The organism is Nostoc sp. (assembly GCF_036917515.1).
Lineage (GTDB): Bacteria > Cyanobacteriota > Cyanobacteriia > Cyanobacteriales > Nostocaceae > Nostoc.
The window spans coordinates 1-12,576 of record NZ_JBALDE010000063.1; the positions used below are offsets into that span (position 1 = coordinate 1).

A 12,576-nucleotide genomic window follows, 5' to 3' on the forward strand; every position below is an offset into this window, starting at 1 on the left:
ATGCGGATTAATCGCTTATTGCCATCAACCTAAGAAACCCAGCCTTCAGATGGAGTGGCTTTTATCTCAACCTGCTTAACCCGAACTCAGGTTATGTATATTCAAATAGCTGTAGTTGCGATCGCAGTCATCTTAATAGCTGGAGAAAATCTAAAGGCCGTTGCAGATTCGCAATCTTCTACTGAAGATAGCCCTAGTAGTATTGTGGCAACATCGATATTAGAGATAGAGAAAGGATATGCAAAATATGGTGATTATATCGGATTAACTCCAGTAGATAGCCAGTCTGTAGAGTTTTCCCAAATTTCTCAAAGAATTGTCAAAGATATCCAGATTCGTTTTGTTAATAACAAAAATCAATTACTCGATGAAAAAGGTCAGCCGATTAAAGGACGAACTCGAAAAGATTTCATCATTGGTCTGTTGAAACTTAAACCTGGTCAGGTATTCCGTGAAGATTTACTAGCAGCAGATTTACAACGATTGCGGAGATTAGAATCATTTAATGAAGTCAATGTTTATCGACAAGAAGATGCCAATAGCGTTAATCTGATTTATGAAATCAAAGAGCGTCACTTCCCTTCTCTAATTTTCGGAGGCGGTAATAATGACGATGTTGGATTATACGGTCGGGTGGGTTATAAAGATGAAAATATCAGCGGTCTTAACGATAAATTAGATACAACTGTACAAATCAGCGGTAAAGATGTTCAATTTAATGGTCAGTTCATTAGTCGTTATCGTCCTCAAGAACCAAACCGTTTAGGCTACAGTATCAGAGCTTTTCGTACTCGTAATACATCGGGAACTTTCAATGACGATATCAGATTGTCTGGTGGTGACAGAGTACGTGAGGGAAGGTTTGGCGCTTCTGTGGGAGTTTTAAAATCTTTTGATCAGTGGGATGCAGGTATAAGCTTGAATTATACCAGAATTAGCTTACGCGATCGCGAATATAACGTTGCACAGGTCGATAGATTAGGGAGTCCTTTATCTCTTAGCGGTACTGGCATTGATGATTTATACACAGTATTATTTTCTATATCTAGAGATCAACGCGATCGCCGAGAAAATCCAACTCAAGGATCAATTTTCACTCTCAGCACAGAACAAGCAATTCCCATTGGACTAGGTAATATTTATAGCAACCGCCTACGGGGAAATTATATTCAGTATTTACCAGTCAGTTGGATAGGTAATAGTAGACCAACTAACAATCCAGAAATGTTGGCAATTAATTTACAAATTGGTACGATTCTGGGAGACTTTCCACCAGCTGATGCTTTTAATATTGGTGGACTAAATTCTGTCAGGGGTTACGGTTATGGGAAAGTCGCCAGTGGTCGAAGTTATGGTTTAGTTTCTGTGGAATATCGTTTCCCAATTTTTTACTCACTGGGAGGAGTTGTTTTTACTGATTTCGCCTCAGATTTCGGGTCTAGCGGAACCGTGCTAGGAGAACCAGGAGTGCTACGAGATAAACCTGGAAGTGGCTTTGGTTATGGCTTAGGATTGCGCTTCAATTCATCCTTTGGGCTGATTCGAGGTGACTTCGGAATTAGCGATCAAGGAGAACTTAGATTTGAAGTTACTACAGGTCAGCGATTTTAACGGGTGGCAAAAAAGCCTTAAAAAAGTACTGAAGATTGCTGAATAACACACTCAGGGCGATTTCATTCTCAAAAGCTGCTTGAGTGTGTCTAGTCCAAAAGGACATAATCAAGATATTGGAAGTTACTTACACATTTGTAACGTGCGGCGATCGCTAGCAGCGATCGAATTTAACCGATAAAAGTCTTGCAGAGCCAGGGAGTAAGCATAAGAATTTGACTCATCTTCAGCAACCTTGGGCAGTCTATTGCTTGTAGCTACCTGATTCGATTGTTCAGAACTGGCTTCATTTGACGAAGTATTAACCGTCATTGCCAACTCTCCTGATGGGTTGATTGTACCCTGAAAACAATTCAACTCTGATTGGGGCATATACAACGCACCCCTTACCTTGTCCTGCTGCTTTTGAAATATGATATAACCTTGACCAAGCTGGTTTGGTTTTGGGGATTGACCATATAGGTAAATCCCATCTTTTACAGGAAAATTTGTTTTTGGTAAAACTCTGGCGCTTTTTGTAGTTCCCTGATCGCCTGGAACCAATGCTGTGACTATAGGTGCTGTGTTTGTGCCTCCAGAAGCCGCATTAAGTTGACTTCTTTGTTCTCGAACTTTTCTAAGCTGCGACAAAAGAGAGTTTTCGGAGGTTTTGTGAATCTGAGCCGATGAGAATCGAGAATCTGTAAATGATGTTACTTGAGTCTGCTTGGCTATCAAGCCCAAACCGAGAAGCAAGCCTAAGCCCGCGAGGGGAATTCCCCACTTCTGGGGAGATAATAACTGATGAAGGTTGTTAAGCACCCTACTTCTCCTGTTAAAAAACTAACTAAGTTTTCTAGAACTTACTTAAATCATAACCAAGTCTTAATTGTCAAAGACTTTATCCACGACTTATATTACTATTGTCCAAAAAAGAAAACTGTCAAAAACAAAAGTTTTTATCAAAATTTGGTTCTACAATCTTAGATTAACATCAGTTAGAGTCTTTATAACAAAAGGCAGGAGGCAGGGACCAGAAGGCAGGAGTCAGATCGCGCAGCGTGTCGTAGACAAGGCACGAGTAACTCACCTTTAAAAGCATGAGATTAAAGTAAAAAAAATCCCCGTGCGAATTATTTTTAAGGTTGTGGCTGTGGCACTTGAGATTGCTCACCAGCAGCAGGCTGTTGTAAAAAGTAACCAAGTGTTATTTGTTCAGTCGGGGGAGTGTTAAATTGACTGTTTGCGCCAACTGCGTTTTTTGAGCTTTGTTTGCCAAGACTCCATGTAGGTGTAGAAAACAGGCGTCAAATAAAGTGTGAGAAACTGCGAGAACACTAACCCACCAACGACTGCTAAACCAAGGGGACGGCGTGTATCTGCTCCAGCTCCCAAACCAAGGGCAATGGGTAGCGTACCCATGAGTGCTGCCATTGTCGTCATCATAATTGGACGGAACCTCACCAAGCAGGCTTCATAAATAGCATCATAAGGGGTTTTGCCGTTTTGACGGGCAACGATCGCAAAGTCAACCATCATGATCCCGTTTTTCTTCACAATACCAACCAGCAGGATAATGCCCACAAAGGCGTAAATATTCAAGTCAACTTGAAACAGCAACAGGGTCAGTATTGCCCCAAATCCAGCAGAAGGTAAGCTAGAAAGGATTGTTAGTGGGTGAATGAAGTTCTCGTAGAGAATCCCCAGCACGATATAAATCACCAAGATGGCAACCAGCAGTAGCAATCCTAACCCCTGAATTGAAGATTGAAATGCCTGCGCTGAACCTTGGAAAGCTGTACTAATAGTAGGTGGCAGGGTTTGACGGGCGAGTTCCTCAATTTTGCCGGTGACGTTACCGAGTGATACTCCTGGCTTGAGGTTAAAAGAGAAGGTAACAGATGCCAGCTGCCCTTTGTGGTTAATAGTCAGCGGTCCTACATCTTTGCTCAAGGTTGCTATAGCGTTAAGAGGTACAAGCTGTCCACTGGGAGCACGAACTGAGAGTAAATCTAAGGCATTGGCATTTTGTTGATATTTTGGTTCCACGCCCATAATTACTTGATACTGGCTATCAGGGGCGTAGATGGTAGAAACTTGGCGAGTACCATAAGCATTACTCAGAGCAGTTTCGATCTGATTGGCAGTCAAACCTAGAGCCGAAGCGTAGTCGCGGTTGATGTCTACTTTTACTTGGGGATTCTTGATTTGCAAATCGCTGTTGACATCTTGTAAATCTGAGAGCGATCGCAATTTCTCTTCTAAAGCTGGAGCGTACTGGTAAAGTTCCTGAATATTGGGAGTTTGCAAAGTAAATTGATACTGCGCTTTTGTCTGTTGTCCACCGACATTGATGGCTGGGGGATTTTGTAAGAAAACCTTAATTCCAGGCACAGCTGACAACTTCGGTCGGAGTTCTTGCACAACTTCATCAGCACTGAGATGGCGATCGTGGCGGGGCTTGAGTTCGATTAAAATTCGTCCAGCGTTGGCAGAAGCATTTGGCCCGCCAGCCCCGACACTAGAGTTGATAGAATCGACATTCGGATCGCGGTAAGCGATCGCAGCTACTGCCTGTTGATGTTTTACCATCTCATCAAAGGATATATCTTCTGATGCTTGAGTAGTTGCCGTAATTTGTCCGACATCTGCGTTGGGAACAAACCCTTTAGGCACAATTATAAATAAATACACCGTTGCTACAAGAATCGCTCCCGAAATCACCATCGTTGTGCGGTGATACTTGAGTGATTTCTTCAAACTCCAATCGTATCCGCTTAATATCACATTAAAAATGTTTTCTGAAAAGTTGTAGAGACGACGATTGAAATTTTGGATTTTGGATTTTGAATTTTGAATTTTGAATTTTGAATTGATTTCTTCCTCATCTCCCACACTATGGGAAGCTAAAGCTACATCTCCTTCAGTTTCTTTATTCAATTTTGAATTTTGAATTTTGAATTTTGAATTGATTTCCTCCTCACTCTCTTGCTCATGATGAGGTGGACTCAAGAATCTGGAACACAGCATGGGCGTTAAGCTGAGGGAAATTACACCAGATACCAAGATTGCAACGCTGATAGTAACGGCAAACTCACGGAATAATCGCCCCAGAATGCCTTCCATGAACAGTATCGGGATAAATACTGCTACTAAAGAAATGGTCATAGATAAAATTGTGAAACCAATTTCTTTAGAACCATTTAGGGCTGCTTCCATGCGGCTTTCACCCATTTCCATGTGGCGGACAATGTTCTCCAGCATGACTACAGCATCATCAACCACGAAACCTACTGAAAGGGTCAATGCCATCAGCGATAGGTTATCCAAGGAGAAGCCTAGCAACACCATAACCCCAAAAGTCGCTACGATCGAAAGTGGTACTGCCAAACTGGGAATGACTGTTGCCGAGATATTGCGGAGAAACAGAAAGATTACCAGCACTACCAGAGCGATGGTGAGTAACAGCGTGAATTGTACATCATCCACCGACTCGCGAATTGACTGAGAGCGATCATAGAGAATATCCATGTTCACAGCTGCCGGAATCTGTGTCCGAAAGGTGGGTAGCAGTTTCTTGATTGCATCCACTACTTGAACAGTATTAGTTCCCGGTTGGCGCTGAATTGCCAAAACGATCGCCCGCACACCAGAATTTTGAATTTTAGATTGGGACTTTTCCCCTGCTCCCCTGCTCCCCTGCTTCTCTGCTGCCCTGCTTTCCTTCTTGACAGGAAAATACCAACTTGCAATCTTATCATTTTCCACGCTGTCTAGGACTTGACCTAGTTCCCCTAACTGCACTGGTGCACCGTTTTGATAAGCCACATTTAGAGAGCGATAGCTGGCGGCATCGTTGAGTTGACCGTTTGCTTGAATTGTAGAATTCTGCTGCTTACCGTAAAGTGTCCCAGTAGGCAGATTGACATTTCCGTTAGCGATCGCATCAGCTACTTCATCAATTCCTATTCCTTTTACACTCAGCGATTCGGGATCGAGCTGGATTCGTACCGCATACTTTTGGGAGCCGTAAACCTGCACTTGCGCCACCCCATCCACCATTGACAGGCGTTGTGCCAGCAATGTCTCAGCATACTTGTCTACAGTTGACAGGGGCAGAATAGACGAATTCAGGGAGATATAAAGAACTGGCTGATCTGCCGGATTTACCTTTCGGTAAGACGGCGGATTAGGCATATTCGTGGGCAACTGCCTCGCTGCCTTAGAAATGGCAGACTGCACATCTTGTGCTGCCCCGTCTATATCCCGATTTAGGTCAAATTGCAGCGTAATCTGTGCACTACCTAAAGAACTAGTAGAGTTCATCGAACTCACTCCCGCGATGCTAGAAAACTGCTGCTCTAAGGGGGTTGCAACTGAGGCAGCCATCGTTTCAGGACTAGCTCCGGGCAAATTAGCTGTTACCTGGAGTGTTGGATAATCTACATTGGGTAAGTCACTAACGGGTAGCTGTTGGTAAGCGATCAGCCCAAATATCAAAATGCCAACCATAACTAGAGTCGTCATGATTGGACGCCGGATAAATAGCTCGGAAATGTTCATCTTAGTAGTGAGTCATTTGTCATTTGTCATTGGTCATTGGTCATTTGTAATTTGTCGTTTTTTCCATCACCTCTGCCCCCCTGCCCCTCTGTTTCCTACTTCCGGTTTTACTTGGACTATGGCACCAGGTACGAGGTTGAATTGTCCATCAGTAACTACTTGCTCACCTGGTTTCAAGCCTTGCTTAATTACCGTTTCATTCCCAACGGTGTCGCCGACGGTAATTAAACGCATTTCTGCTATTTTGTCAGGTTTGACTACATACACAAACTGTCCCTGTTGTCCACTCTGTACCGCCTGAGAAGGCACAGTAATAGCATTTGGTTCTTCGCTTAGTTTGAGTACTACATTGACAAACTGCCCCGGAAATAGGCGCTCATCAGCATTGGCAAAAGTACCCTTAAGTTGAATTGTGCCTGTTTGGGTATTGACTCCACTATCAACAAAGGTGAGTTCGCCCCGTACTGGATGCCCTGCATCTTTAGGAGGTAAAGCATCAACTTTTAACTTGCCGTTATTTGCACTGTATTTTTTGATATCTGGGAGCAGTCGCTGGGGAATAGAAAAGTTGACGTAAATCGGGCGAATTTGGCTGATTGTAATTAGCGAATCCTCAGCATTTGCAGCATTTGCCTTGACTAAGTTGCCTTGAGTTAGCTTCAAGCTACCCGTGCGTCCAGCAATTGGTGCGTAGATGGAACTATAAGAAAGCTGAACTTTGGCATTGTCGATCGCAGCTTCATCTGATGCTACTCCTGCCTCAGCATTTTGGACATCTGCTTGGGCTGCCGCTACTGCTGCTTGAGCATTTGCCACACCACCTCGATCTGCGTTCACTGTCGCCTGTTGAGCATCAGCACTGGTTTGATACTGTTCGGCCTGTTCTTTACTAATTGCCCCTTGCTTGAGCAAACTACTATAACGTTGCGCTTGTGCATCTGCATTTGTTGCCTGGGCTTTATCCTTGACTACATTCGCTTTTGCCTGGTTCACTTGAGCGATCGCTTTGAGGACATTTGCCTGTGCTTGTTTCACCTGGGCTAAATCTTTAGCTTTGGCAGCATTAGCTTGCATCAGCGCAGCTTGTAAAGAACGAGAATCAATTTTAAATAACAAGTCTCCTTTTTTAACGTTCTGCCCTTGCTGAAAATAGACACCCGTAAGTTGACCGCCTATCTGAGACTTGACAGATACTGTAGAATATGCCTCCACCGTTCCCGTTGCTGATAGCTGTATTGGAATCGTTTTTTGAGTCGTAGTAGCAACCACCACTGGCACAGCTCGTTTTTTTCCTGCTTCTTTGCCACTTGATTGGGCTTCGGAAGCATTACAGGCACTACACAAGTAGGCTAAACTTAATACAAGTAGCCAGAACCGCCCTCTTTGAAGAATAATGCTCTGAAAACGAGGAACAGTTTCAGCAGCCAAAGACGAAGGCTTTATCGTCTGAACAAGAGCTAAACAGCGCATATCAACAATCTGGGGGAAAGGGGAAGCACAGACACATTACTAGCTTGTCTTTAGACATCGCATTCTCCGCAAAATGGTTGATTGCGATTAATTCTAATTAGATAAGCGCAATATTAGTTAAACTAAACATTAGTGTACTAATAATTTCTTTTTTAGCCTACCCCTTTTGGAAAGAAATTGTCTTTAAACCGTTGCGATCTGTGACTTTATTTATCTTTGATCTATGTGCCTCAGAGCGGAAGCTTACTGACGGCGAAGCAAGCTAATTTTGGTAAACTAATTCCTGCCCTGCGGCATTTTTTTGTTTTTCATAAATAAATTTAGTTGCTCTGGGACCCTTTTGGCTATAAGGAGAATGATTTTCTAAAACCTTCTGCTCCCGTGTCCCTTGCCCCCTGCTCCTCGGTCACTGAGCGTAGCCAAAGTGCTGCTCCCCTGCTTTTTTAACTCTTCCTCTTTTCTTGCCGTTCTTTGAGTTTCAGCATAATTTCAGCGTGCATCTCGCGGGTAATTGGGTAAAAATACGTTAAAATTAAGCCAAAAATCAAACAAACTGTCGGTATGGGCCCAACAGCAACGCGAATAGCAAATAGTGCCGATTCCGGCTGTATCGGTAGTGGACTTCCGGCTACAGATTCTTTGAAACCGGCTACTTGCAAAGCATTTCCTACCAAAAATAGCCCCAAAGCCAAACCAAATTTTTGCAGCAAAACCATGAACCCATAAAAAATGCCTTCTCTGCGTTGTCCGGTTTGGAGTTCATCTAATTCAATCACATCTGGAATCATCGACCAGGGAATTAGATAAGCTGTAGAGACACCAATACCAGCCATGACAGCCATCACATACATCAAAACTATTTGACCAGGCTGTAAGAAAAATAGTCCGGCAGCTGCTATGATCCACAAACTCATTCCCAGAAAATAAACAACTTTTTTTCCGATTTTTTTACTCAGCGCCCCCCAGACAAATAGCATCAATAAAGCAGTTCCTTGGACTGCAATCAGCACTGGGGGTACCTCTGATTCTTTTAGACCCATATAATTGACTACAAAATAGGGAATAATACTGGCTGTAATCTGCACACCTAGCCAAGAACAAAGATATATACCAATGACAAATAAAAAAGGTCGGTTGCTGAAGACAATTTTTAACTGTTCAAAGAAGGGCAGAGATGCAGGTTCTTCAGTTTGGATGCGTTTGGCCTCAAAAGCCAAGATGCGATCGCGGACTCCAAAAACGCACCAATATAATCCTAAAATTGAAATTACAGTACAAACTGCTGCTAAAACAAGATATCGTTGTTGGCGATCGGCAATCAGTGAAAAAACAATTTGCGTTAAAATCAACGACAGAATACTGCCACCAATGGAAAATGTAAAACGGTAGCTGTTAAGACTAGTGCGTTCGTCGTAATCTTGAGTTAGTTCTGGAGTCATCGCTGTATAAGGCAAATTCACAACCGTATAAAAGGACTGAGATAGAATCCCAATCGCTACGTAATACCAGAACAGCGGCCAAATATTCTCACTCTGATTTGCACTAAATTGCGGTACAATCCACTGCAAGAAAAAGAAAACTCCAAAAGGGATTGCTCCATAAAACATCCAGGGAAGACGACGGCCCCAGCGACGAGATTTCGTTTTATCAGTCAGGAACCCCACAAGCGGATCGTTTATGCCATCCCAGATTTTCCCAATCATTAAAATAGTGCCAGCTAAACCCGCAGGGATACCAGCGACACTGGTAAAGAAAATCAGTAGATAAAAGACGGAGATATTTGCAGTAATTGCTGGGCCTAAATCTCCTGCACCGTAAGCCAGTTTTGTTTTTAAGTCGAGTTTTTCACTCTTAGGATCTCGTTGGGCATCGCCATCAGCAGCAGAATCGTTCATAATAACTTGCATTCATACTAAAATAAAAAGTTTGCATAGGCGTAACCCGCACTTCTCTACGAGACACTCTTGCTAGCTTGCTTCCACGTTCGCGTAGCGTGCCGTAGGCAAGCTCAGTGACCATCGTAGACATCGCCTTCAATACTAGCTATCTACAACTCCCGTTAGACTTATGCCAGACCTTTATGTTTCTTGGTCAGATTATCACCAAAAAATTGAACAACTGGCTATTCAGATTTATGAATCCGGTTGGGAATTCAACCAAATAATCTGTCTTGCCAGAGGAGGACTACGAGTTGGAGATATTCTTTCCCGTATATACCAGCAGCCACTGGCAATTTTAGCAACCTCATCTTACAGTGGCACTGGTAAGCAAGAAAGAAATAATTTAATTTTCTCCCGCCACTTGACAATGACTACCGAAAAGTTAGGTTCGCGCATTCTCCTAGTGGATGACTTAGTAGATTCTGGGATCACCCTCCAACAGACTATATCTTGGCTCAAGCAAAATAATAATTCCCCGATTGAGGAAATTCGCACTACTGTTCTTTGGTATAAAGCTTGTTCGGTTATAGCACCTGATTATTATATCGATTACTTGGCTGACAACCCCTGGATTCACCAACCCTTTGAACACTACGAGCAGATGAACATCGCAGAACTTGCGCGTCAGGTAAATAAAGTCACGAGTTAGAAGTGATGAGTGAGAAGTTATTAATTCTTAACTCCTAACTCCCCAAACTTAGGACTCCACCACCCTTTTTGCGTACTGAAATAAGCCACATCTTTATGTTTAGTATCCTTACGGGATTGTGAGTCAGAACATCGCAACATTATCTTACTCTGCCCTTCTTTGATATAACTGTACTCTTCTAGAGGTTTCTTACATACCGGGCAGGGATATGCAGTCATCTTCATGGGAGGCTTTTGTTGATTCTCAGTCTGGACTACTTTAGTTTGTGGTGGCTGCCAAGTTTTGTTAAAGTCGCTCCAAAATAGGACGACATCACAGCCTTTTGTGCATTTGAGGAAATATTTCTTTTTGACCTTACTACTTGGAATTTTGGCGAGAAAATTTTTGCATTCAGAACATCGAGTCTTAGAAGTTTCATATTTCCGTTCGCTGATCACATTAGCTTTACCTGTTGAGGAACTCACAACTACAGTTTTAGCTTTGGAGAGCGCTGGTATAAAGTAATTTTGATTCCAACTAGTTAAATAATGTTGCCAAGAATTCTTTCCTTCAGAAATGGCATCAAGGGCATCTTCCATTTTTGCTGTAAATTCCGCCTCTAGTAAATCAGGCAGTGCTTTGAGCAAAAACGCATCAACTTCTAACCCTAACGCTGTCGGTTGCAGATGGTCTTTTTTCAACTCGACATAGTTTCGTTTTTTTAAGGTAGCAACAGTAGGAGCATAAGTACTTGGGCGACCAATTCCTTTACGTTCCATCAATTGCACTAATTTGGGTTCGCTATAACGAGGTGGTGGTTGCGTTTGCTTCTTTTCATGTCCAGCATTCTCCAGTTTCAATGCTTGTCCCTGTTGTAATGAAGGTAAAACACTATCCTTGCTGAGATTGTTCCAGTAGCGGGCATAACCGTAAAATTCAATCACTTGCCCTCTGGCTGACCACAGTAAAGAACCAGACTGAGTAATCACCAAAGTTTTACGCAATTGAGCAGCACGACACTGAGAGGCAATTGACCGTTTCCAGATCATCACATACAGATTAAACTGATCATCAGGAAGTTCAGAGCGCAATTGAACTGAGGGGCGAAACACATCCGTGGGACGAATCGCTTCATGTGCTTCTTGAGCCGATTTGCTACTGCGATGCTTGGCGACTTGCAGCGGTACATTCGGCGGATCGTTTTGCTCTAACCATTTACGGGCGCTGGCACAAAATTCTGGACTCAGCATTACTGAGTCTGTTCGCATATATGTGATAAGCCCTGCTTCATACAGCTTTTGGGCAACAACCATAGTTTTATCAGGAGTAAACCTCAACTTTGAACCAGCTGCTTGCTGAAGGCTGGAGGTTGTAAATGGTGGAGGTGGCTGGCGACTAACGATTTTTCCTTCAAAATGAATTACCTTATGAGGATGTCGCTGTGCTTCTTCAACTAAACGTGTAGCCTCTGCTTCAGAAAGAACACGTTTAGATTCCGGTGTTTCTGGACTATTACCTACCTTCGCATCATCATGAGTTTCTGTTTCTTGTTCTGCTGTATCTTTTGCAGAATCGACCGTACCTTTGTAAAAAGCTCGAAATCCTTCAGCATAATCTACCCAGACACTCCAGTAATCTTGGGGTACAAAAGTCAGAATTTCGTTTTCTCGCTGACAAATCAGGTGCAAAGTCGCGCTTTGGACTCTACCAACACTCTTAGCGCCGTTATTTAATGCCCAAACTAAAGGACTACCTTTATAACCTACCAACTTATCTAGGCAATCTCGGCACAACCCAGCACCGATTAAGTTTTGGTCTAGCTTTCTAGGATTAGCGATCGCACTCTGCACCGCCGATGCTGTAATCTCAGTATAAATTACTCGTTTCGGTTCCCTTAAACCCAGCGTTTCTTTCAGATGCCAAGCGATCGTCTCGCCTTCCCGGTCTGGGTCAGTTGCTAAGACAACTTCATCAACCTGCCTCACCGCAGACTTGAGCTTCTGGATTGTTTCTTTCGCTCGTTGGTCACGCGGGACGTAATTGCACCGAACATTACTACCATCCATGACGAAGCCCAAAGAATCGTCCCCTTCATTGCTGAGTTCTCGGATATGACCACAACTTGCGAGAACTTTCCAATCTGAACCCAGAATTTGACTGAGTTTTTTAACTTTTCCGGGAGACTCGACCACAAGCAGGCGTTTGATCATAGCAACTGCATTCTTGATTCTGAGCAATAAACTGGCAATTGCTTTTGAGCGATGGCTGCGCCAACGCCAAAGGCGATCGCCTATTCTCGTTATATGGATTTTCTAAAATACTGTACCAAAAAGCTTGGGAAATTGCTCAAATCAGTTTAGAGGTAAATCATTTCAGCGCAATGAC

7 protein-coding genes are annotated in these 12,576 nt (G+C 43.1%); 2 read left to right on the plus strand and 5 right to left on the minus strand.

Annotated features, from left to right (window positions below; all coding sequences use genetic code 11):
- Window positions 1-93: 93 nt before the first annotated feature.
- Complete coding sequence (locus V7K89_RS07720) at window positions 94-1,611, plus strand: BamA/TamA family outer membrane protein (RefSeq protein ID WP_335185875.1); 1,518 nt, start codon at window positions 94-96, stop codon at window positions 1,609-1,611.
- A gap of 123 nt (window positions 1,612-1,734) precedes the next feature.
- Here V7K89_RS07720 and V7K89_RS07725 read toward each other — a convergent pair whose 3' ends face one another.
- The 4 genes from V7K89_RS07725 to V7K89_RS07740 form a co-directional block, all read right to left on the minus strand.
- The gene (locus V7K89_RS07725; protein WP_335185877.1) at window positions 1,735-2,412 is read right to left on the minus strand and encodes a hypothetical protein; all 678 of its coding nucleotides are present in this window, start codon (window positions 2,410-2,412) and stop codon (window positions 1,735-1,737) included.
- A gap of 408 nt (window positions 2,413-2,820) precedes the next feature.
- Entirely contained in the window at window positions 2,821-6,153 is a 3,333-nt protein-coding gene (locus V7K89_RS07730; RefSeq protein WP_335185879.1) for an efflux RND transporter permease subunit, read from the minus strand.
- A gap of 66 nt (window positions 6,154-6,219) precedes the next feature.
- Complete coding sequence (locus tag V7K89_RS07735) at window positions 6,220-7,623, minus strand: efflux RND transporter periplasmic adaptor subunit (protein WP_335185881.1); 1,404 nt, start codon at window positions 7,621-7,623, stop codon at window positions 6,220-6,222.
- A gap of 443 nt (window positions 7,624-8,066) precedes the next feature.
- Window positions 8,067-9,518 carry an MFS transporter gene (locus tag V7K89_RS07740; protein WP_335185883.1) on the minus strand — a complete coding sequence of 484 codons (1,452 nt, stop codon included), beginning with the start codon at window positions 9,516-9,518 and terminating at the stop codon, window positions 8,067-8,069.
- Between the two features lie 172 nt (window positions 9,519-9,690).
- Between V7K89_RS07740 and V7K89_RS07745 the strand changes: the two genes are divergently transcribed.
- Entirely contained in the window at window positions 9,691-10,212 is a 522-nt protein-coding gene (locus tag V7K89_RS07745) for a phosphoribosyltransferase (protein WP_335185885.1), read from the plus strand.
- Between the two features lie 20 nt (window positions 10,213-10,232).
- Here V7K89_RS07745 and topA read toward each other — a convergent pair whose 3' ends face one another.
- A complete protein-coding gene (gene topA / locus V7K89_RS07750) occupies window positions 10,233-12,401 on the minus strand; it encodes a type I DNA topoisomerase (RefSeq protein WP_335185887.1) in 2,169 nt (722 codons plus the stop codon).
- Between the last annotated feature and the right edge of the window lie 175 nt (window positions 12,402-12,576).

Excerpts from the sequence above, each read along its gene's own strand:
- V7K89_RS07720 (WP_335185875.1), top strand. The coding sequence starts at position 94 with ATGTATATTCAAATAGCTGTAGTTGCGATCGCAGTCATCTTAATAGCT.
- V7K89_RS07740 (WP_335185883.1), bottom strand. The coding sequence starts at position 9,518 with ATGAACGATTCTGCTGCTGATGGCGATGCCCAACGAGATCCTAAGAGT.
- V7K89_RS07735 (WP_335185881.1), bottom strand. The coding sequence starts at position 7,623 with ATGCGCTGTTTAGCTCTTGTTCAGACGATAAAGCCTTCGTCTTTGGCT.
- V7K89_RS07730 (WP_335185879.1), bottom strand. The coding sequence starts at position 6,153 with ATGAACATTTCCGAGCTATTTATCCGGCGTCCAATCATGACGACTCTA.
- topA (WP_335185887.1), bottom strand. The coding sequence starts at position 12,401 with ATGATCAAACGCCTGCTTGTGGTCGAGTCTCCCGGAAAAGTTAAAAAA.
- V7K89_RS07745 (WP_335185885.1), top strand. The coding sequence starts at position 9,691 with ATGCCAGACCTTTATGTTTCTTGGTCAGATTATCACCAAAAAATTGAA.